Here is a 21417-nt window from a genome sequence, read left to right as displayed (position 1 = left end):
CCGCCGGGATGGGGTCACCTGCTCAGCCCCCCGGAACACAAGCGACAGCCCGAACCCACAGGTTCGGGCTGTCGCCGATCTCCTAGCGACCGGCGACCTCAGGCGGGTACCCGCGCCTAGCCTGCCGCCCCACACGCACTGGTACAACTGGCCGGACTCCGGGCGCTGTAGCAGGGCCAGGCCCACGCTACAGGCCACCCTCAACATCAACACAACGACCGGACCTTGACGTCATCGCGGAAGTCCAGGACACAACGACCGATGTCGGCTACCGGGTGCGGCCTGCGACCTCAGCCGGTCGGATCGGGGCGGCGGTGGACCACCACGCTGGCCAGACCGGGGCCGGCGTGCGCGGCGACCACGGCGCCGGCCTCCGAGACGTACGTGTCGTGCAGCCGCGTGCCGAAGCGGGCGGCGAGCGCCGCGACGAGCTGTTCGGCGCGCTGCGGCGCGGCGAAATGGTGCACGCCCAGGTCGATTCCGGCGTCGCCGGCCGCCTCGACGGCGAGGTCGACCAGGCGGGCGAGGCCACGACTGGCCGTGCGCACCTTGTCCCGGAGCACGATCGCGCCGTCCGGCATGTGCATGATCGGCTTGACCGACAGTGCGGTGCCGAGCAGGGCCTCCGCCGCGTTGATCCGGCCGCCCCGGCGCAGGAACTCCAGCGTGTCGACGTAGAAGAAGGTGTTGGTGCGGTCGACGGCGACCGCTGCCGCGTTGCGGACGGTGGCCAGGTCGGCGCCGGCCGTGGCGGCGGTGGCGGCGGCGAGCACCGGGAAGCCGAGGCCCATCCCGGTAGCGCGGCTGTCGACCACCGTGACCCCCTCGCCGACCTCGGCGGCGGCCAACTCGGCGGCCTCGACGGTGCCGGAGAGCTCCGCCGACAGGTGCACCGAGACCACCCCGTCCGCGCCGGCGGCCAGCAGCTCCCGGTAGGTCCGGGCGAACTGCTCCGGTGCCGGCCGGGAGGTGCTGACGGAGACCCGCCGCTCGCCGAACGCGCGGGTGGCGTCGGCCGGGAGGATCTCCACCCCCTCCAGCCCTTCGGCGCCGTTGAGCACGACGGTCAACGGCACCACGGTCAGCCGGTGCGCCGACACCAGCTCGGGCGGGAGATAGGCGGTGGAGTCGGTGACGACCGCGACGGGCATGCCCGGCACGCTAGCCCATGTCGGATCGACCGCCGGGGCCGGCCGGCTCAGACCGGCTCGGCGAGCGCCGGCCGCGTGATCAGGCCGACATTGTGGGCACGCAGGTGCCAGCCCCGCGCCTCGCCGTGCCGCAGCTCCGTCCAGTGGCAGTTGCCCAGCGAGCCGACGGTGCGCATGACCGGGTGGTCCCAGCCGAGCAGGTGACCGACACCCTGCCGGGCGGCCCCGCCGTGGGTGGTGACCACCACGGTGCCGCCGGCGGCGAGGTCGGCCGCGTCCTGGAACGCCGCGCCGAGCCGCTTGCCGAGGTCGTCGAGGGTTTCGATGCCGGCGCCGGGGTCGGGGTCACCGGCCCGCCAACGGGCGTACTCGACGGGGAACCGCTCGGCGACCTCGGTGAGCAACAGCCCCTGCCACTGGCCGAAGTGCCGCTCGCGCAGCCGGGTGTCGGTGCGTACCGGAAGGCCGGTGACCTCGGCGAGGGCGGCGGCGGTGTCTGCGGCCCGGCTGAGGTCCGAGGCGACGATGACGTCGGGCCGCAGCCCGGCGAGCAGCGGCGCGGCGGTACGGGCCTGTTCCCGGCCCAGGTCGTTGAGGAGCACGTCGGTCTGCCCCTGCACCCGGCTGGCGGCGTTCCAGTCGGTGTTGCCGTGCCGCCAGACGATCAGGCGGGTCATTCGGTGGCGGAGGCGTCGGCCTCGACCAGGTCGCGGTCGACGAACGGGATCAGCGGGCAGTCCTTCCAGAGCCGGTCGAGGGCGTAGAACTCGCGCTCCTCGGTGTGCTGTACGTGGATGACGATGTCGACGTAGTCGAGCAGCACCCAGCGACCGCCCCGCTCGCCCTCGCGGCGCACCGGCTTGGCCTTCTCGGGCAGCTCCAGCAGGCGCTCCTCGATGGCGTCGACGATGGCCAGCACCTGCCGCTCGTTGGGAGCGGAGGCGAGCAGGAACGCGTCGGTGATGGCGAGCTGGTCGCCCACGTCGATGATGACGATGTCCTGGGCCTTCTTGTCAGCCGCGGCCTGCGCGGCGGCCATCGCCAGCTCGTGAGCGCGTTCGGAAACTGTCACCGTTCTCCTTCGATCAACCGTGCGACCCTCCCAGCGTCTCACACCCGGCCGGGTGCCGACTCGTCAGTTCTGGTCGAGTAAGGGGACGAAGCACCCGAACCCGGCGGGATCACTGCTTGTACAGGCCGCGCTTGGCGATGTACTGCACCACACCGTCGGGCACCAGATACCAGAGCGGCTCGCGCCGGGCCACCCGGGCGCGGCAGTCGGTGGAGGAGATCGCCATCGCCGGCACCTGCACCAGGCTCACCGTGTCGGCCGGCAGGTGCTCGTCGGAGAGCGCGAAGCCGGGCCGGGTCACCCCGATGAAGTGGGCCAGTTCCAGAACCTCGTCCAGATCCTTCCAGGACAGGATGCGCTCCAGCGCGTCCGCGCCGGTGATGAAGTACAGCTGCACCTTCGGGCCGTACTGGGCGTGCAGGTCACGGAGGGTGTCGATGGTGTAGGTGGGGCCGCCGCGGTCGATGTCGACCCGACTGACCTGGAAGCGTGGGTTGGAGGCGGTGGCTATCACCGTCATGAGGTAGCGGTCCTCTGCCGGGGTGACCGGCTGGTCCGCCTTCTGCCAGGGCTGGCCGGTCGGGACGAACACCACCTCGTCCAGGCCGAACCGGTCCGCCACCTCGCTGGCCGCCACGAGGTGCCCGTGGTGGATGGGGTCGAAGGTGCCGCCCATGATCCCGACCCGCCGGCTTCGCTCCTCCATTCCATGATCGTAGGACGCCCGCCCTCGCCGCCGGTTCGCGGTCCGCCGGGCGCCCATCGCCGTGGGGGTTCCGGGGCGGGCGCCCGCCCCTTATGCTCGTGCACGAGTACTCGTATACGAGCACCGAGGGGAGGTCGGCATGCCCCGACAACGCAGGGTCGGGAACCTGCTCGCCCTGGCCGTGCTCTCCGTCCTCACCCAACGGCCGATGCACCCGTACGAGATCGCCACGACGCTGCGCGCCTGGGGCAAAGACCAGGACATGGAGCTCAAGTGGGGCTCCTTCTACACCGTCGTGCGCAACATGGACCGGCACGGTCTGATCGCGGCCGTGCAGAGCGTCCGCGACGGCCGCCGTCCCGAGCGCACCGTCTACCGCATCACCGACTCCGGGCGGGAGGAACTGGTCGACTGGGCCCGGGAACTGGTCGCCACCCCGGGCGCCGAACTCTCCCGGTTCCGCGCCGGCCTGTCGGTGCTCGCCGCCCTGCACCCTGACGAGGCGGTGGCGCTGCTGCGACAGCGACTGGCGCTGCTGGAGGAGGGAATCAGTGCCGGCCGTGACGCGCTCGCCGAGCACCTGCGGACCGTGCCCCGGCTTTTTCTGGTCGAGTCGGACTACGACCTGACCGTCCGCGAGGCGGAAGCCGCCTGGATCCGCTCGCTGCTGGCCGAACTCACCTCCGGCGGCTACCCGGGCCTGGCCGAGTGGCGGGCCTACCACGAGGCCGGCCTGCCGCCCACGGAGCCGACCGAGGCGCGGGGAAGGAGCAGCCCCACCCAGTGACAGGCGGCCCCGGCACGGTGCGCCAACACCGCGCCGGGGCCTGTTACCTCGAACCGCACCTGGACAGGTGCCCGGCCCGAAGCGGCAACCACGAGGATAGCCGGGCTCTCTCCAGGTCGGTTCGGACGCGACGACGACCGACCATCCCCAGGAGGGACACCATGACCACAGTGAAGACCGCGATCGTGATCGGCGGCGGAATCGCCGGCCCGGTCGCCGCGCTGGCGCTGCGCCGCGCGGGCATCACCGCCACCGTCTACGAGGCGTATCCGAGCACCACCGACGGCGTCGGCGGCACCCTCGCGCTCGCGCCAAACGGCATCGCGGCCCTGCGCGCCGTCGCCGCGGACCAGGCCGTGACCGCGATCGCCACCCCGATCCACCGGACCGTGCTGGCCGTCGGGCACCGGCGCATCGATCTGCCGGCACTGGAGGGTGTGCCCCCGCTACGCGTGGTGCACCGCAACCAGCTCCACCGCGTGCTGCACGACCTCGCCGCCGCCGAGGGTGTGCTCGTCGAGCACGACAGGCGCCTGGTCGACGCGCAGGAGACGGAGGCCGGCATCACGGCCCGGTTCGCCGACGGCGGCACCGCCACCGCCGACGTCCTCGTCGGGGCCGACGGCATCCACTCGACCGTACGCACCCTGATCGACCCCGACGCCCCCGGCCCACGGTTCACCGGGCTGCTCGGCTTCGAGGCGGTCGCCCGGCACGAGGTCGATGTCGCACCGGGCACCATGACCTTCGCGTTCGGCCGGCGCGGCTACTACCTCTACTGGCCGGAGCCGGGCGGCGGCACCCGGTGGGGCGTCAACCTCCCCCAGGCCCGGCCGCTGAGTCTCCGCGAGGCCCGCGCGGTGGCCCCGGCCGACTGGATGCGGATCCTGCGGGCCGCCCACGCCGACGACGACCCCGGCCGCGACCTGTTGCTGACCAGTAGCGCCGACGAGCTCCAGGCCGTGGGCTCGTTGCACATCATGCCGCCGCTGCGGCACTGGCACCGGGGGCGCATGGTGCTGGTCGGTGACGCGGCGCACGCGCCGTCCAACAGTTCCGGCCAGGGCGCCTCGCTGGCCATCGAGAGTGCGGTGCAGTTGGCCCGCTGCCTGCGCGACCTGCCCGACGTCCGGTCGGCGTACGCCGCCTTCGAGCGGTTGCGGCGCGACCGGGTGGAAAAGGTCGCCGCCCGGGCGGCGCGGATCAACCAGGCCAAGGCCCCCGGCCCGGTCGCCCGCGCACTGCTGCCGCTGATGATGCCGCTGCTGGTGAAGACCGCGATGAACCCGGAGAAGACGATCGGCCCGGAGCAGCGCTACGTCATCGACTGGGGCGCCCCGGTGACGGCGGGGCGGACCGCCCGCTGAGCTGCCGGGTGGGGTGGGCGCCCCCCGGTCCGGGTGCCCACCCCACGCGGTGGCCCACCGCTGCCCGCCGGGTCAGGCCGACGCGGCGGCTACCGCCGTCCGGGCCACCAGCGCGCGGCGCAGGTCGTCGTCGAGGTCGGTCACCCAGCGACGCAGGCCGGGCGTGAGGTCGTCACGGGCCAGCAGCGCCGCGGCCAACTCCCGGGTGGACTGCGCCACGGCGTAGCGGGGAAAGGCCAGAGTGGTGATCCGGTCCGCCACCCACGGGGTACGCAGTCGGGCCGTGGCCGGCATGTCGGCGAAGTACCGCTCGACGTACGGTGCGGTCAGCTCGGCCTGCTCGGGCTGCCAGAAGCCCTCCGCGGTGGCCTCCACCAGCCGGTTGGACAGCTCCGTGCTGCGGGTGACGAGGTCCCAGGCGGTGTGTTTGGCGTGGGCGTCCGGCAGCGCGGCCCGGCAGCGGGCAGCCCGCTCGGCCCCGACGGCGCTGCGGTCGGCGGTCGCCTCGGCGGCGATCTCGACCTCGCCGGCTCCGCCCAGCACCACCAGGCGCAGCAGCAGCGCCCAGCGCAGATCGGCATCGACGGCCAGCCCTTCGGGCGCGCCGTGCCCGGCCAGCCAGGCGGTGAGCAGCCCGGTGTCGGTGGTGGCGGCGACCAGGCCCCGGGCGGCGGCGAGCTGCGTCGAACTGCCGGCAGGTGCTCCGGCGAGCAGGTCGGCGCACGCACCGGCGACCCGCAGCAGGGCGGCGTCGCGGGCGAGCGGGTCGAGGTACCGGTCGATGAGGCCACGGCTGAGCCCGAGCACCTCCTCCGCGATGATCACCTCGGTCTCGGCGGGCAGTGCCGCCGCGATCAGCGACACCAACGCCGGGACCGGCCGCTCCCCGTCGCGGGCGGCGTCCAGCGCCTCGCCCCACAACAACGCCCGCGCCAGCGGGTCGGTCAACCCGGGCAGCACCATCGGCACCGCGTCCGCGGAGGCCGGATCGAGGCGGATCTTGGCGAAGGTCAGATCACGATCGTTGGGCAGCAACAGGCCGGTGGCTGGCTGGCCGATCAGCGCGCTCACCTCGGTACGGCCCCCGTCGGTGTCCGGGTCGAGGTCCAGCTCGACCCGGATCACCGTCCCGTCGGCGGCGTACCGCCCGACGGCGATGCGGTGCGGGCGGAGCACCGGGTGCGACGTGGGGGCGGTCTGTGTCACGGCGACGACGCTCCAGCGGCCGGCGGCGTCCACCGCCGTCTCCATTCGCAGCGTGTTGACCTGGGCCCGGCGCAGCCACCGCTCCGCCCAGCCGCTGAGGTCCCGGCCGGCGGCGGCACCGAGGGCGGCGAGCAGGTCGGCCAGGGTGGCGTTGCCGAACCGGTGCCCGGCGAAGTGGGCGTTGAGCCCGGCGAGGAAGGCCTCGTCGCCGAGCCAGGCGACGAGCTGGCGGAGCACGCTGGCACCCTTGGCATACGAGATGCCGTCGAAGTTGAGCAGGCCCTCGGCGGCGTCGGCGACCTCCTCGGGGGCGACCGGGTGGGTCGACGGCCGCTGGTCGGCGGTGTAGCCCCACGCCTTGCGGCGGATCGCGAAGGTCGTCCAGGCCCGGTCGAAACGGGTCGCCTCCGCGGTGACCCGGGTGCCGAGGTACTCGGCGAAGGACTCGTTGAGCCACAGGTCGTCCCACCAGCGCATGGTGACCAGGTCGCCGAACCACATGTGCGCCATCTCGTGGGCGATGGTGGTGGCGCGCAACTCCCGCTGGGTGTCGGTGACCGCCGAGCGGAAGACGTAGTCGTCGCGGAGGGTGACCAGGCCCGGGTTCTCCATCGCGCCGGCGTTGAACTCGGGCACGAACGCCTGGTCGTACTTGGTGAACGGGTAGCGCTCGGCGAAGAGCTGGTGGAACCGGTCCAGGCACTGCTTCGTGACGGTGAACACCTCGTCGAGGTCGGCGTCCAGGTGCGCGGCGAGCGAACGGCGGCAGTAGACCGCCAGCGGGATGCCGTCGTGCGAGTCGCGTCGGACGTGCCACGGGCCGGCGATCAGCGACACGAAGTAGGTGGCCAGCGGCGGGGTCGTGGCGAACTCCCAGCGCCCCGGGCGGGGGCGGGCGGCGACTTGCCCGTTGGCCGCGACCGTCCACTGCGGAGGTGCGGTGACCGACAGGGTCACCGGTGCCTTCAGGTCCGGCTGGTCGAAGGCGGCGAAGATCCGCTGCACGTCGTCCAGGAAGGACATCGCGTAGAGGTAGGTCTCGCCGTCGGCCGGGTCGACGAAGCGGTGCATCCCCTCGCCGGTGTTCGAGTACGCCATCTCCGCGTCGACGGTGAGCGTGTTCTCCCCGGCCAGCCCGGTCAGCGGCAGCCGGTTCTCCGCCAGCGCGCCCGGGTCGAGGTCATGGTCGTTGAGGCGTACGGCTCGCAGGGCCGCGGGCTTGACCTCCACGAAGGTCGCGGCACCGGAAGTGGCTTGGAATCGGATGGTGACGGTGGAGCGGAAGTGGTCGCCGCCGCCGGTCAGGTCGAGGTCCACTTCGTAGGACACCACGGTGATCAGTGCGCGACGCGCGGTCGCCTCTGCACGGCTAAGGCTCGGCATCCGCTTATCCTGCCGGACGGAGAGCCGGACGGGCTCTTTCGATACGCATGGCGATGGAGGACCAACAATGGGTCAGCACCCCAAGGGCGACTTCGACCTGTCCCGAGCGGTCTGGCAGCGGGCGGAGGGCGACACCTCTGACAGCGCGGTCGAGGTGGCCTTCGTCGATGATCTGATCGGCATGCGCAACTCCGCCGAGCCGGACGGCCCGGTGCTGGTCTTCACCCAGGCCGAGTGGGACGCCTTCGTCGCGGGCGCCCGGGACGGCGAGTTCGACCTGGACTGAGCGGCCGGTCACCCGTCCCCCTCGCCCCAGCCCAGGCCGCCGGGGCCGGGGGCGTGGTGGAAGCCGGGATGTCCGGACACGTCGGTGCAGCGCTCACCGTCGGGACCGACCGCGGCACAGAAGAGCCGCTCCGCCCGGTGCCAGGCGTCCGCCGGGGAGAGGGCCGCCGCGACGAGCACCAGCTCCGGGCGGAGCAGGCTCAACGCCTCGGCGTACGCCACGGCCAGCTCGCGGGCCTGCTCCGGCCCGTCGGCGGCGAAACCCAGGTGGGCGGTGAAGTGCCGGGGTGGCCGGGGTACCCGCCGGGGCGGCGCGACCAGCGGCGCATCCGCCGGATGCGGGCCAGCCCCACCGGCCCGGCCCATCGCCTCGGTCGCCCTGCGCTGACGCCAGTACGGCGGCGTGTTCTCCCGCATCGGTCCTCCCCGTGGTGATCCGGCGGCCGGCTGGTCGCGGCCGGCCCGCTGACGAGCCAACCAGGTTCTCCGCGCCAGGGGAGGGGCCAGCCGGTCGTGCCGTCGCTGGCCCACACTCGCGGCGCCGGACCGACGCCGGCGTGCCGACCAGGAATGAACGCCCGGAGCCGGGGTAGAACCCGCCCGGCCGCCCGGTTGTCGGCCGCCCGCCACCGTGTCAGGAGAGCCCGATGGTCGCCACGCCCGCCGACCGCAGCCCGGAGAGCACCCTGGCCTTCCTGCGCGAGGGGTACCGATTCATCGGCACCCGGTGCGATCGCCTCGGCAGCGACATCTTCACCGCCCGGCTGCTGCTGGAGCCGACCATCTGCCTGCGTGGCCGACCCGCGGCGGTGCTCTTCTACGACACCGAGCGCTTCCAACGGGCCGGGGCGACGCCGAAGCGGGCGCAGCGGACGCTGACCGGCCGCGGTGGCGTACAGGGGCTGGACGGGGACGCGCACCGCGACCGCAAGGGCATGTTCCTGTCGCTCATGACGCCGGCCGCGGTACGCCGGCTCGGGCAGCTCTTCGCCGACGAGTGGCGGGCCCGGATCCCGGTTTGGGAGAGCGCCGGCCCGGTGATCCTGTACGACGAGGTGGCCTGCGTCCTCATGCGGGCGGTCTGCGCCTGGGCCGGGGTTCCGCTGGCCGAGCGCGAGGTGGCCCGGCGTACCGGCGAGATGCACGCGCTGATCACCAGCGCGACGGCGATCGGCCCCCGGCACCTGCGCGGGCTGCTCAGCCGCCGCCGCGCCGAGCGCTGGATCGGCGACCTGGTGGAGCGGACCCGGGCGGGCACCCTGCCCGTGCCGCAGGGCAGCGCGCTGCGGACCATCGCCGAGCACCGGGACGCCGGGGGGCGGCGGCTGCCCCGCAGGATCGCCGCCGTGGAGCTGCTCAACGTGCTGCGCCCGACGGTGGCTGTCGACCGCTACGTGGCCTTCGCCGCGCTCGCCCTGCACGACCACCCGGCCTGGGCCGACCGGGTCCGCACCAGCGACGAGGCCACCGAGTGGTTCGTGCAGGAGGTCCGCCGCTACTACCCGTTCTTCCCGGTGGCCGCCGCCCGGGTCCGGCACGCCTTCGACTGGCAGGGCCACCACTTCCCGGCCGGCTGTCGGGTGCTGCTCGACCTGTACGGCACCAACCACCACCCGGAGCTGTGGCCGGAGCCGGAGCGGTTCCGGCCGGAACGTTTCGCCGGCTGGCGGGACGACCCGTACGGCTTCGTGCCGCAGGGCGGCGGCGAGCATCTGGCCGGGCACCGCTGCGCCGGCGAGTGGATCACCATAGAGCTGATGAAGCAGGCGGTGACCCTGCTGACCACCGCGATGCGCTACCGGGTGCCGCCGCAGGACCTGACCCTGGACCTCGCCCGAATGCCGACGCTGCCGCCCAGCGGTGTCGTCCTGGACGCCGTGTGCCGCGCCGACTGACCCGAGGAGGGTCCCCCGACACGGCCCCGGCCTGACCGGTCCCAGCTCCGGACATGCCCCGGAACGAGCCACCCGGCGCGAGGCCGACGGTCACCGGAGCGGACCCCGGGCACGGACAGCTCGCGGCCGTACCCGGTGGACGCCGGGTCCGGCCGCGAGCTGTGGAGCTCAGTCCCGGACCTGTTCACGGGACTGCCGCGCCTGGTCCTTCACGAGCCTGATTCGCCATTCATCCGCTCTCCGTGGCGCGGCGGTCACAGAATGTGAGCAGTGTCCGGCTACCGTCGGCACCGCTCACGGAGGTGACAAGCGATGGCAGGTGACGTGCGCCGACGTGCCCGGACCGGTCCCCGAGCCCGGCTCAAGACGGTCGCCGTCGCGGTGGCCGGGGGCTTCGTGCTGGTCGGCGTGCTCGGCTTCGTTCCGGGCGTGACCACCGGGTACGGGGAAATGACCTTCGCCGGTCACCACTCCGGCGCGAAACTGCTTGGCCTGTTCCAGGTGTCGGTCCTGCACAACCTGCTGCACCTGTTGTTCGGCCTGGTCGGGCTGGCGCTGGTCCGCACCATTGGCGGCGCCCGGCTCTTCCTCGCCGGCGGCGGCGCCCTCTACCTCGGGCTCTGGATCTACGGCCTGGCCATCGAGCAGGAGAGCGCGGCCAACATCATCCCGGTCAACGCCGCCGACAACTGGCTGCACCTGGCCCTCGGCTTCGGCATGCTCGCCCTCGGCCTGCTGCTGTCCAACGACGCCGGCACCGGCGGCCGGCTGGACGCCCCGTTCGACCGCCCCTGAACCGGCCCGCCCGGAGCACCCGGCGTGTCCGGGTCGCCACAGCCTCTTCCTCGCCCTGCTGCTGATCTTCCTCGGCTCGTTCGTCGGCCACCTCCTCGGCGGCACCGCCGAGTACAACCAGCAGCAGGCGCTGTCCGGCGGGGCTCCGCCGATCAGCGCCTGGAGCTTCCTCGGCACCAGCGAGTTCTGGTTCCAGTCCATGCAGAACTGGCAGAGCGAGTTCCTCGCCGTCGGGGCGCTGATCGTGCTGAGCGTCTTCCTGCGCCAGCACGCCTCGCCGGAGTCGAAGCCGGTCACCGCCGCCCACGCCGAGACCGGCGCCTGAGAACCCGTCCCGCGTTGCTCGCCGGCCGGACACGGCACGGCAGGGCTCAGGCCGCGACTGGCAGACGCTTGGCGAAACAGACGCTGTACGGGTTGTTCACGTACTCGCCGTAGACCGGAATCGGCTGGTACCCGCAGGACGTGTAGAGACCGATCGCGGCCGTCAGGTAGACGCCGGTCTCCAGGCAGACCATCGAGTGCCCCTGCTGGAAAGCCAGCTCCTCCAGCGCGGTCAGCAACTGCCGGGCGATCCCCCGCCCCCGGTACGCCGGCCGGACGTACATCCGCTTCACCTCGCCGGTGGTCGGGTCGAGGGCCTGGATGCCACCGCAGGCGACCGCGCGGCCGTCGACGACCACCGCCAGGTAGCGGATGTCGTCGTGGGTCACCGTGGCCTGGCCGTCCAGACCTCCGTCGGCTTCCCGCAGTTCCCGCTGCTGGGCACTGACGAGGGCGTCGATCTCGGGATCGGTGGCGGGACGGGACTCGATCAGCATCAGCCCACGGTATGCCGGGGCCGTTTCGCCTAGGTTTCCGGTGCGCGACCCCGACACGTCCGGAACCGGGCTAATCCCAGTCCTCGTCGGCCACCGGCTCCTGCGACGCCGCTCTCACCTCGTCGGCCGCCGGCTCCTGCGACGCGGCCCTCACCTCGTCGGTCACCGGCTCCTGCGACGCGGCCTCCACCTCGTCGGCCGGCCGCTGCCGGCGTGCCTTGCGGGCGGCCAGCCGCTCGGCGGCCGCCGGACGGGTCGACCTCTCCTCCAGGCGGATGTCGGTGCCCCGGGTGCCCGGGACGAAGTCGACACCGGCGTAGAGGGTCGGCTGCCAGTCGAACTCGCGGTCGCCGATGCGCACCAGATCGCCCGGCTGGGCTCCGACCTTGGCCAGCTTCTCCTCCACCCCGAGCCGGGCCAGCCGGTCGGCGAGGAAACCGACGGCCTCGTCGTTGTCGAAGTTGGTCTGCCGCACCCACCGCTCGGGCCGCACGCCGCGGACCGTGTACGAGCCTTCGGGCTCCTGCTCGACGGTGAAACCGGCGTCGTCGACCGCCTTCGGCCGGATCACGATCCGGGTCGGCTCGGCCGGGGGTGCGGCCGCCCGGGACTGCTCCACCAGTTCGGCCATAGCGTAGGTGAGCTCCTTGAGCCCCTCGCGGGTGGCCGTGGAGACCTCGAAGACCCGGAAACCGCGCGCCTCCAGGTCGGGCCGGACGATCTCGGCGAGGTCACGCCCGTCCGGCACGTCGATCTTGTTGAGGGCGACCAGCCGGGGCCGGTCGGCCAGCCCGCCGTACTCGGTTAGTTCGGCCTCGATGGTGTCGATGTCGGCCAGCGGGTCGCGGCCCGGCTCCAGCGTCGCGGTGTCGACCACGTGCACCAGCACGGCGCACCGCTCGACGTGGCGAAGGAACTCCAGGCCCAGCCCCTTGCCGGTGGCCGCGCCGGGGATCAGGCCCGGCACGTCCGCGACGGTGAAGGTGTGGTTGTCCACCCGGACCACGCCCAGGTTGGGCACCAGGGTGGTGAACGGGTAGTCGGCGATCTTCGGCTTGGCCGCGGAGATCACCGAGATCAGCGACGACTTGCCGGCCGACGGGAACCCGACCAGGCCGACGTCGGCGACGCTCTTGAGTTCCAGCACCACGTCCAGCCGGTCGCCGGGTTCACCGAGTTCGGCGAAGCCGGGCGCCTTGCGCCGGGCGTTGGCCAGCGAGGCGTTGCCCCGGCCGCCGCGCCCGCCACGGGCCGCCTCGAAGGTGGTGCCCGCTCCGACCAGGTCGGCCAGGACCTTGCCGTCGCTGGTCTGCACCACGGTGCCGTTGGGTACCTTGATCAACAGGTCGCGGCCGTTGGCGCCGTCCCGGTTCGAGCCGGCGCCACCCTTGCCGTTCTCGGCCTTCAGGTGCGGGCGGAAGTGGAAGTCGAGCAGCGTGGTCACCTGGGGGTCGACCACCAGCGACACGCTGCCGCCGTGCCCGCCGTCGCCGCCGTCCGGCCCGCCGAAGGGCTTGAACTTCTCCCGGTGGATCGAGACACAGCCGTGCCCGCCGTCGCCGGCCTGCAGGTGCAGGACGACCCGGTCAACGAACGTCGTCACGACGCCAATCCTTCCAGCGAGGTCCGCCCCCGCACGCGAAAAAGGCGAAGCGGGCCGGGACCGGAGGTCCGCGGCCCGCAACGCCTTCCAACTACTGCTGCGGCACGATGCTGACGGTCTTACGACCGCGCTTGGTGCCGAACTGGACCGAGCCGGCGGCCAGCGCGAAGAGCGTGTCGTCGCCGCCACGGCCGACCAGGTCACCGGGGTGGAACTTGGTGCCACGCTGCCGGATGAGGATCTCACCCGCGCTGACGACCTGACCACCGAAGCGCTTCACGCCGAGCCGCTGGGCCGCGGAGTCACGGCCGTTGCGCGAGCTGGACGCACCCTTTTTGTGAGCCATTGGAGAACGACCTACTTCCCGCTGGAGATGCCGGTCACCTTGACCTGGGTCAACGGCTGGCGGTGACCCTGGCGCTTGTGGTAGCCGGTCTTGTTCTTGAACTTGTGGATCCGGATCTTCGGGCCCTTGGTGTGCGCGGCGATCTCGCCGGACACCGCGACCTCGGCAAGCTTCGCCGCGTCGGTCACCAGGTCGTCACCGTCGACGAGGAGCACCGCGGTGAGCTTCACCGCGTCGCCGGGGGCACCGGCGAGCTTCTCGACCTCGATCACGTCGCCCTCGGCGACCTTGTACTGCTTGCCGCCGGTCTTGACGATCGCGTACATCGGAGGCGGACTCCCTGTCGTTGAGGCTGCTAGCGTCTTTTCCTACCGTTACCGGTCGGTCGTTCCCACGGCGACTCGCCGGGTAGCAGTGACACCGGCGGCGCGGGCACGCGGGAACTCGGCACACCAAAGTGCGCCGCAGGAAAGAGTACGCCATGAACCGGCCGGGATCCAAACCGGCCCCCGCCCCGATCAGCGCCCGCAGAGCTGGTCGAGGCGCTGCTGGAGGCGGTCCAGCTCGGTCTCGTCGATCGACTCGACGTCGGTGCCGAGCGTGCCCACCTCGGTGGCCAGGTCGGTGAGCAGGGTCTTCAGCTGCGGATCGGTCGCCCGGGCGGACTGCTGCCGCAATGCGGTACGCCAGGTGGTCAGCGCCGACTCCGCCCGCTTACGGGCCGACTCCGCGCCGGAGCTGTCGTTCACGCCGACCGCCGCGATCATCCTGCCCAGCTCCTCGACGTACGAGCGCACCGCCGTGGTGGAGGCCGCCTCAGCCTCCGCGCAGACCTGAGGGCCGTTGCCGCCTGCCGGCGCGACACTGACCGGGGCGGACGGCAGCAGCGTGGCCGGGGCCGACGAACCAGCCGGACCGGTCCCGCCGGACCTGCCGGGCGGGGCGTCGTCGGCCCGGTCGCCGGAGCAGCCGGAGGCGGTCAGCAGGACGGTGGTCACCACGGTGGCGGTGAGCAGGCGGCGCATACGTCTTCTCCTGTCCGGGGGGACCGATCGTAAGACCGGACCCGGTCGACGCGACAGGGCCCCTGCCCCGGCTGCAGGCCGGGGCAGGGGCCCTGTCGGTGACGTCGGACGTCAGCCGGTCACGGGCGGGTACGCCGACGGGCGCCCGCCCGCCGGGACCGGCGCCGACCGGTGCCGCCCTCGCCGTCGGCGTCGCCGTCGCCCAGCGCGTCCGGATCGTCCGCTCCGGCCAGCCGCGCCGACTCGCCCTCCAGAGCGTCGGCGACCGCCGGCGCGGCCGGAGTGTCCGCCTCGAAGCGGGACAGGTCATAGCCCATGGTGTCGTGGTACTCGGCGTCGGTGTCCGGGCCGGTGACCTCGGGAGTCTCCGTCGTCTCCACCACCGCCCGCTCGGCCGCCACGCCCTTGCGGGAGCGCCGCCGGGACGTCGCCGCGGGCTGCTCGGCCGACGTGGGGGCCACCGCCGAGGCGACCGCCCTGACCTTCTCCCCCGCACCGGCGGAGCGCGGCTTCTCCGGCACCGGCTCGGTGTGGATGATCAGGCCGCGACCCTTGCAGCACTCGCAGGGCTCGCTGAACGCCTCCAGCAGGCCCGCGCCGATCCGCTTGCGGGTCATCTGCACCAGGCCCAGCGAGGTGATCTCGGTGACCTGGTGCTTGGTCCGGTCCCGGCCGAGGCACTCGGTGAGCCGGCGCAGCACCAGCTCGCGGTTCGACTCCAACACCATGTCGATGAAGTCGATCACCACGATGCCGCCGATGTCGCGCAGCCGGAGCTGACGCACGATCTCCTCGGCCGCCTCCAGGTTGTTGCGGGTGACCGTCTCCTCCAGGTTGCCGCCGGAGCCGGTGTACTTGCCGGTGTTGACGTCGACGACGGTCATCGCCTCGGTGCGGTCGATCACCAGCGAGCCGCCGGAGGGGAGGAAGACCTTGCGGTCCAGCCCCTTGATGATCTGCTCGTCGATCCGGTACTCGGCGAAGACGTCGACGGTGCCGACGTGCCGGCGCAGCCGGGCGACCAGGTCCGGCGAGACGTGCGACAGGTACGACTCGACCATGTCGTACGACTGCTCGCCCTCGATGACCAACTCGCGGAAGTCCTCGTTGAACAGGTCCCGGACCACCCGGATGACCAGGTCCGGCTCCTCGTAGAGCAGCACCGGGGCACCACCCTCGGCCACCTTGGCCTGGATGTCCTCCCACTGCGCCTGGAGCCGCTTGACGTCCCGGGCCAGCTCGTCCTCGCTGGCGCCCTCGGCAGCCGTCCGGACGATCACCCCGGCGCCGTCGGGTACCAGCTTCTTCAGCACGTCCCGCAGCCGCTTGCGCTCGGTGTCGGGCAGCTTGCGGCTGATCCCGGAGGCGTTGCCGTGGGGCACGTAGACCAGATGCCGGCCGGAGAGCGCGATGTGGCTGGTCAGCCGGGCACCCTTGTGCCCGATCGGGTCCTTGGTGACCTGGACCAGCACCGAGTCGCCGGAGCGCAGCGCCTGCTCGATCGAGCGGGCCCGGCCCTCCAGGCCGGTGGTGTCCCAGTTGACCTCACCGGCGTACAGCACGGCGTTGCGACCGCGCCCGATGTCGACGAAGGCCGCCTCCATGCTGGGCAGGACGTTCTGCACCTTGCCGAGGTAGACGTTGCCGGCCATCGTGCCGGAGGAGTTGCGCGTGACGTAGTGCTCGACCAGCACGCCGTCCTCGAGGACGGCGATCTGGGTGCGGTCGCCGCGCTGGCGGACCACCATCACCCGGTCGACCGCCTCCCGGCGGGCCAGGAACTCCGACTCGCTCAGGATCGGCGGACGGGTGCGCCGCTGCTCGCGGCCGTCCCGGCGGCGCTGGCGCTTGGCCTCCAGCCGGGTCGAGCCGGAGACGCCCTGCACCTCGTCGGCGGCCTTGCGCGGCTCACGGATCTTGACAACGGTCGGCACGCCGTCATCGGCGCCCGCCTCGACGTCCCCGGCGCCCCGGCGGCGGCGGCGCCGACGCCGACGGGTCATTCCGTCGCCGTCGCCCTCGCCTTCCTCCTCGGCCTCCTCGGCCTCGCCCGCCTCGTCCTCGGCGCTGGCGGCCTCCTCGGCCTCATCCTCGTCGGCCTCCTCGGCGCCGCCCTTGCCGCGACCGCGGCCCCGGCGACCGCGACGCCGACGGCGACGGCCGGCGGCAGTCTCGTCGTCGTCCTCCTCGTCGTCCTCCACGGCCTCCTCCGCCTCGTCGGCGGTGGGCTCCTCCTCGACGACCTCGACCACCTCGGCCTCGCGGCGTCCCCGGCGACGCCGGCGCCCGATCTCGGCCGACTCCTCCTCGACGACCTCGGCGGCCGGGCCGGGCTCGACCAGGCGGAAGGCCGGCAGTTCCTCCGGCTGCGGGGCCATGAACAGGACGGTGGGCGCGGAGAGCACGGCCCGCCGGCGACGGCTGCGCGGCGCCGGCCCGGTCGGCTCCGCCGGCTGCTCGCCGCCGGCCACCGCGACGCCCGGCGGGACCTCGCCCGCCCGGCTCTCGGCACCGGACGCGGCGACGACCGGCACGGCGGCGCCGGAATCGGTGGCAGCCGGCTCGGTGGCCTCGGCTTCGACGGCGACCTCGGGCGCGACCTTCTGCTCCGCGGTTTCCTCGGCGATGGCCTCCTCCTCGGCGACCTCCTCGTCGACCACGGTGGGCTCGGTCGGCGCCGCCGCCTCGACAGGCGGCTCCTCCTCGGCCGCGAGCGCGACGTCGCCGTCCGCCGGGGTGGGCTCGACGGCCGGTTCGGCGGCCTTGCGCCGGCGCGTACGGGTCACCTTCACCGGGGGTGCGACATCGGCCGAGCCCTCCTGCGCGCCGGTCGCCGCGACCGGTTCCCCGGCCGCCTTGGTCGGTGCCGCCTTACGCCGGCGGCGGGTGGTCTTGGGGGCGGTGTCCAGTTCGCCGGCGACCGGGGCGAGCACCTCGGCGTGGTGTGCCTCGTCGGTGGCGGACGCGGCGGTGGGCGACGCCTCGGCAGGGGCCCCGACCTGCTCCGGCTGGCTCAGCGGGGCCACCTTGCGCCGGGTGGCGCGTCGACGCTTCGGCGCCTCGGCGGGCGTGACCTCCGGGGTGCTGGCGGTGGTGCTCTCGGCGGTGTCGCCGGCCGGCTGCGCGCCGGTCCGTTCGCCGCCCTCGGGCTCGTTCTCGAGCATGGACGTTCTCCAGTTCTGGCTGCCCCGGGCGCGGGTGAGCGCTGCCACGCAGGGTCGCCGCAAAAGTGTTTCCGCCGGACGTGCGAGGTGCGCGACCGCCGAAGTCTGCCTGCCCAGAGCGCTGACCGACGGTCAGCGCTCTCCGATGGATGCCCTGTCGCGATCCGCGTCCAACGGATCCACGATCTCGCCCAGCGCGGTCAACGTGCCCTGCGCCAGCCGGGTCACTCTGGGCGAGACCGGCGGCTCCAGGTCGGCCGCCACGCGGAGGCCGGAAAGGACGTCATCGGGTCGCACGGACGGGGTGACCTGCCGTACGACCAGTTCGAGTATCGCACACGACACGCCCGCAGCCTCGGAAGGCGTCACCACAGGCGGCATAACATCGATGCGCATCACGGCAGCGCGGGCGTCGAAGGTCCGCCGACCCTGCTTGGTCATCCGCTCGACGAGTACCTCCTCGGCGGCGGTGAAGGCGCCCACCGCACGTTCCAGCGCGGCCGGCTCCACCTCCGGCAGCTCGATGCGCCAGTGCGAGGCCTCGATCCGGTCGGCCAGGCTGCCCCCGTTGGCGACCACCGCGTCGAGCACGTCCAGGCCGGGCGAGAGCGCGGCGTCCAGCGCGGCACGCAACCGCTCCGGGTCGACCGGCTCGCGCAGCCCGATCTCCAGGTACTCGGCCTCGCTGGCCACGCCGGTGGGGGCGGCGCTGGCGTACGAGATCTTGGGGTGCGGGGTGAACCCCTGGGAGAAGGCGATCGGCACACCGGCCCGGCGCAGCGCCCGTTCGAAGGCCCGGGCGAAGTCCCGGTGTGAGGTGAAGCGCAGCGGGCCGCGCTTGGCGTACCGGATCCGGACACGCTGGACGACCGGCGCCTGCCCGCCCTCCGGCTGTGGTTTCCTGCTGATCGTCGTGCTCCTCGTTCGGTCAGAACCGGTTGATCATGAAGTTGCCGGCCGCGACACCGTGCCGGGGGACGATTACCACATGATCACCGGAACGGAGCGGGCACGCGCGCGGGTACGCGACGCGGGGGCCCGCTCCCTGGGGGGAGGGGGTCAGTGCTGCGCGCCGGAGGGAACCTTCAGGCCGTTGACCGGGGTGAGCGGGAGCAGCTTCCTCCCGGTCGGACCGATCTGGATCTCGGTGTCCATCGACGGGCACACGCCGCAGTCGAAGCACGGGGTCCAGCGGCAGTCGTCCTGCTCGTACTGGGCGAGGGCGTCCTGCCAGTCCTGCCAGAGCCAGTCCTTGTCCAGGCCGGAGTCCAGGTGATCCCAGGGCAGGACCTCCAGCTCGTCGCGCTCCCGGGTGGTGTACCAGTCCAGGTCGACCCCGAAGGCCGGCAGCACCTCGGCCGCGGCGTCCACCCACCGCTGGTACGAGAAGTGCTCGCTCCAGCCGTCGAACCGGCCGCCGTTCTCCCAGACCCGGCGGATCACCGCACCGACCCGCCGGTCACCCCGGGACAGCAGGCCCTCGATCAGCGACGGCTCGCCGTCGTGGTAGCGGAAGCCGATCGCCCGGCCCAGCGACCGGTCCGCGTTGATCGCCTGCTTGAGCAGCTTGAGCCGGCCGTCGATGACCTCCGGCCGCTCCATCGACGCCCACTGGAACGGGGTGTGCGGCTTCGGCACGAAGCCACCGATGGAGACCGTGCAGCGGATGTCCTTGCTGCCGGTGGCGGCCCGTCCCGCCCGAATGACCTCGTGCGCCATGTCCGCGATCTCCAGGACGTCGGCGTCGGTCTCGGTGGGCAGGCCGCACATGAAGTACAGCTTCACCTGCCGCCAGCCGTTGGTGTACGCGGTGACGACCGTGCGGATCAGATCCTCCTTCGACACCATCTTGTTGATGACCTTGCGGATCCGCTCCGACCCGCCCTCCGGGGCGAAGGTCAGACCCGTCCGCCGCCCGTTGCGGGACAGCTCCTGCGCCAGGTCGATGTTGAAGGCGTCCACCCGGGTCGACGGCAGCGACAGCGAGACGTTCGTGCCCTCGTACTGCTGGGCCAGACCGGAACACATGTCGCCGATCTCCGAGTGGTCGGCCGACGACAGCGACAGCAGACCCACCTCGCGGAAGCCGGAGAACTCCAACCCCTGCTGCACCATCTGCCCCACGGTGGTGATCGACCGCTCCCGCACCGGGCGGGTGATCATGCCGGCCTGGCAGAACCGGCAGCCCCGGGTGCAGCCCCGGAAGATCTCCACCGCGTACCGCTCGTGCACCGTCTCGGCGAGCGGCACCAGCGGCTTCTTCGGGTACGGCCAGGCGTCCAGGTCCATCGTGGTGCGCTTGTGCACCCGGAACGGCACGTCCGGACGGTTCGGCACGACCCGCTGGACCCGGCCGTCGGGCAGGTAGTCCACGTCGTAGAAGCGCGGCACGTAGACGCTCTCGGTGCGCGCCAGCCGCAGCAGCAGCTCGTCCCGGCCCCCGGGCGAACCCTCGGCCTTCCACTCCCGGACGATCGTGGTGATCTCCAGGACGGCCTCCTCGCCGTCGCCGAGCACCGCGGCGTCGACGAAGTCGGCGATCGGCTCCGGGTTGAACGCGGCGTGGCCGCCGGCCACGATCACCGGGTCGGCGTCGGAGCGGTCGGCCGCGAGCAGCGGAATGCCGGCCAGATCGATCGCGGTGAGCAGGTTGGTGTAGCCCAGCTCGGTGGAGAACGAGACGCCGAACACGTCGAAGTCGCGCACCGGGCGGTGCGCGTCGACGGTGAACTGCGGCACACCGTGGGCGCGCATCAGCTTCTCCAGGTCCGGCCAGACCGCGTACGTCCGCTCGGCGAGCACGTCGGGCAGCTCGTTGAGCACCTCGTAGAGGATCTGCACGCCCTGGTTGGGCAGGCCGACCTCGTACGCGTCGGGATACATCAGCGCCCAGCGCACGGCCACCGCGTCCCAGGCCTTGACCACCGCACCCAGCTCGCCGCCGACGTACTGGATGGGCTTGGTCACCTGGGGCAGCAACGGCTCAAGCCGCGGCCACACCGACGGCTCCGGGTCGCGGCGCGACGACAGACGCGCCGAGCTGGAGCCGTCGCAGGAATTGGCCGCGCCGGGGCGCGGCGTCGTGGACGGGGCACTCATGATGCCCAAGGGTACGCGCCTCCCAGCCGGGCGCCGCGCCGCACCGTGCACACTTTCCGCCCCGGGTGTCCGGGCCCACACAGGTGACGCGGATCGCGGAGCCTGGCGGCCCGGTACTAACCTCGCTAGCGGCGCGAGAGGAGATTGCCGCGATGCCGCAGCCGCAGCCGGGTCCGGACCGGCCGGCCGAGGGAAGCACGCCGGTCACCGGCCCGGACCGGGATCCGGCCGTCACCAGAGTGCCGGCCCCCTCTCCCGTACCCCCGCCGGCCGGACCCCGCACGGGCCCGGAGGGCACCCGTGTGCTGCCCGCCGGGGCCGGCGATCACGCCGACGCCGCGGCTGCCACCGTTGCCGACCGGACGGAGTTCGATCCGCGGCCCCGCGAGTCACCCGGCGCCGCTCCCGTCCCGCACGGCCCCGCCGCGCCCGGGGCTCCCGGCGCGGCCGAACCGGCCAACGCGCCGGCCCCGGCCACTCCGGACCACACCCGGGTCGAGCACGAGCCGCCGCCCGCGCCGCGCTGGAGCGGGTCGGCGTCGGTCCCGCCGCCGCTGCCGCGCCGGCGCGCCTGGGGCGAGTCGGCCGAGCCCACCCCGGTGCCGCCGCCGGCCCCGGCGGAGCCGCCGGAGCACCGCACTCCGGTGGACCCGTGGGCGGGCGTGGACACCGGCACCTGGGAACTGGACGACCACCACCTCCCCCCGTTGCC

Annotated in this window: 19 protein-coding genes and 2 pseudogenes; 7 read left to right on the top strand and 14 right to left on the bottom strand. The window is 73.0% G+C overall.

Features of this window, described 5'->3' with window-relative positions:
* Nucleotides 1–290: 290 nt before the first annotated feature.
* From E1193_RS09645 to nadD, 4 genes are all read right to left on the bottom strand, one after another.
* Nucleotides 291–1151: a DegV family protein gene (locus tag E1193_RS09645; RefSeq protein WP_132182313.1), complete on the bottom strand. Its 861-nt coding sequence runs from the start codon at nt 1149–1151 to the stop codon at nt 291–293.
* A gap of 47 nt (nt 1152–1198) precedes the next feature.
* Nucleotides 1199–1828: a histidine phosphatase family protein gene (locus E1193_RS09640; protein WP_132182311.1), complete on the bottom strand. Its 630-nt coding sequence runs from the start codon at nt 1826–1828 to the stop codon at nt 1199–1201.
* The gene (gene rsfS / locus E1193_RS09635; protein WP_132182309.1) at nt 1825–2223 is read right to left on the bottom strand and encodes a ribosome silencing factor; all 399 of its coding nucleotides are present in this window, start codon (nt 2221–2223) and stop codon (nt 1825–1827) included. Before rsfS ends, E1193_RS09640 begins: the two co-directional genes overlap by 4 nt.
* A gap of 109 nt (nt 2224–2332) precedes the next feature.
* Nucleotides 2333–2929 carry a nicotinate-nucleotide adenylyltransferase gene (nadD, locus tag E1193_RS09630; protein ID WP_132182307.1) on the bottom strand — a complete coding sequence of 199 codons (597 nt, stop codon included), beginning with the start codon at nt 2927–2929 and terminating at the stop codon, nt 2333–2335.
* 139 nt (nt 2930–3068) lie between these two features.
* Here nadD and E1193_RS09625 point away from each other — a divergent pair, with 139 nt between their 5' ends.
* Together E1193_RS09625 and E1193_RS09620 are read left to right on the top strand one after the other, a co-directional pair.
* Nucleotides 3069–3716 (top strand): PadR family transcriptional regulator, encoded by a 648-nt coding sequence (locus tag E1193_RS09625; RefSeq protein WP_132182305.1) that lies wholly within the window; start codon nt 3069–3071, stop codon nt 3714–3716.
* Between the two features lie 161 nt (nt 3717–3877).
* Complete coding sequence (locus E1193_RS09620; protein WP_132182303.1) at nt 3878–5083, top strand: FAD-dependent monooxygenase; 1206 nt, start codon at nt 3878–3880, stop codon at nt 5081–5083.
* Between the two features lie 72 nt (nt 5084–5155).
* Here the strand turns inward: E1193_RS09620 and pepN are convergent, their stop codons facing one another.
* Complete coding sequence (gene pepN, locus E1193_RS09615) at nt 5156–7672, bottom strand: aminopeptidase N (RefSeq protein ID WP_132182301.1); 2517 nt, start codon at nt 7670–7672, stop codon at nt 5156–5158.
* 67 nt (nt 7673–7739) lie between these two features.
* Here pepN and E1193_RS09610 point away from each other — a divergent pair, with 67 nt between their 5' ends.
* On the top strand, nt 7740–7958 hold the full coding sequence (locus E1193_RS09610) for a DUF397 domain-containing protein (RefSeq protein ID WP_132182299.1): 219 nt from the start codon (nt 7740–7742) through the stop codon (nt 7956–7958).
* A gap of 8 nt (nt 7959–7966) precedes the next feature.
* On the opposite strand, the gene E1193_RS09605 is transcribed toward E1193_RS09610, so the two are convergent.
* Nucleotides 7967–8374 carry a hypothetical protein gene (locus E1193_RS09605; RefSeq protein WP_132182297.1) on the bottom strand — a complete coding sequence of 136 codons (408 nt, stop codon included), beginning with the start codon at nt 8372–8374 and terminating at the stop codon, nt 7967–7969.
* Between the two features lie 230 nt (nt 8375–8604).
* Between E1193_RS09605 and E1193_RS09600 the strand changes: the two genes are divergently transcribed.
* From E1193_RS09600 to E1193_RS33945, 3 genes and pseudogenes are all read left to right on the top strand, one after another.
* Nucleotides 8605–9852, top strand: a complete 1248-nt coding sequence (locus tag E1193_RS09600) for a cytochrome P450 (RefSeq protein ID WP_132182295.1) — start codon at nt 8605–8607, stop codon at nt 9850–9852.
* A gap of 312 nt (nt 9853–10164) precedes the next feature.
* A complete protein-coding gene (locus E1193_RS09595) occupies nt 10165–10647 on the top strand; it encodes a DUF4383 domain-containing protein (RefSeq protein WP_132182293.1) in 483 nt (160 codons plus the stop codon).
* A gap of 46 nt (nt 10648–10693) precedes the next feature.
* Nucleotides 10694–10972, top strand: a pseudogene (locus E1193_RS33945) (DUF6766 family protein); the annotation flags it as partial.
* A gap of 46 nt (nt 10973–11018) precedes the next feature.
* Here E1193_RS33945 and E1193_RS09585 read toward each other — a convergent pair.
* The 8 genes from E1193_RS09585 to E1193_RS09550 all read right to left on the bottom strand — a co-directional run bounded on the left by E1193_RS09585 (nt 11019) and on the right by E1193_RS09550 (nt 20705).
* Nucleotides 11019–11468, bottom strand: coding sequence for a GNAT family N-acetyltransferase (locus E1193_RS09585; protein WP_132182291.1), 450 nt, complete (start codon nt 11466–11468; stop codon nt 11019–11021).
* A gap of 70 nt (nt 11469–11538) precedes the next feature.
* The gene (obgE, locus tag E1193_RS09580; RefSeq protein WP_243707461.1) at nt 11539–13071 is read right to left on the bottom strand and encodes a GTPase ObgE; all 1533 of its coding nucleotides are present in this window, start codon (nt 13069–13071) and stop codon (nt 11539–11541) included.
* A 91-nt stretch (nt 13072–13162) separates the two neighbouring features.
* Entirely contained in the window at nt 13163–13417 is a 255-nt protein-coding gene (gene rpmA / locus E1193_RS09575) for a 50S ribosomal protein L27 (RefSeq protein WP_013288010.1), read from the bottom strand.
* Between the two features lie 11 nt (nt 13418–13428).
* A complete protein-coding gene (rplU, locus tag E1193_RS09570) occupies nt 13429–13743 on the bottom strand; it encodes a 50S ribosomal protein L21 (protein WP_088982529.1) in 315 nt (104 codons plus the stop codon).
* A 192-nt stretch (nt 13744–13935) separates the two neighbouring features.
* Complete coding sequence (locus tag E1193_RS09565) at nt 13936–14442, bottom strand: hypothetical protein (protein ID WP_132182289.1); 507 nt, start codon at nt 14440–14442, stop codon at nt 13936–13938.
* 119 nt (nt 14443–14561) lie between these two features.
* The gene (locus E1193_RS09560) at nt 14562–17606 is read right to left on the bottom strand and encodes an Rne/Rng family ribonuclease (protein ID WP_132182287.1); all 3045 of its coding nucleotides are present in this window, start codon (nt 17604–17606) and stop codon (nt 14562–14564) included.
* A gap of 132 nt (nt 17607–17738) precedes the next feature.
* The gene (locus E1193_RS09555) at nt 17739–18458 is read right to left on the bottom strand and encodes a TIGR03936 family radical SAM-associated protein (RefSeq protein ID WP_132182285.1); all 720 of its coding nucleotides are present in this window, start codon (nt 18456–18458) and stop codon (nt 17739–17741) included.
* A 207-nt stretch (nt 18459–18665) separates the two neighbouring features.
* A complete protein-coding gene (locus E1193_RS09550; protein ID WP_132182283.1) occupies nt 18666–20705 on the bottom strand; it encodes a TIGR03960 family B12-binding radical SAM protein in 2040 nt (679 codons plus the stop codon).
* Nucleotides 20706–20857: 152 nt separating this feature from the next.
* On the opposite strand from E1193_RS09550, the pseudogene E1193_RS33045 reads away from it, so the two are divergent.
* A pseudogene (locus E1193_RS33045) lies at nt 20858–21417 on the top strand (hypothetical protein); the annotation flags it as partial.

The sequence above is a fragment of the Micromonospora sp. KC606 genome (genome assembly GCF_004348675.1).
Taxonomy (GTDB): domain Bacteria; phylum Actinomycetota; class Actinomycetes; order Mycobacteriales; family Micromonosporaceae; genus Micromonospora.
This window is presented reverse-complemented; position numbering and strand designations above follow the sequence as displayed.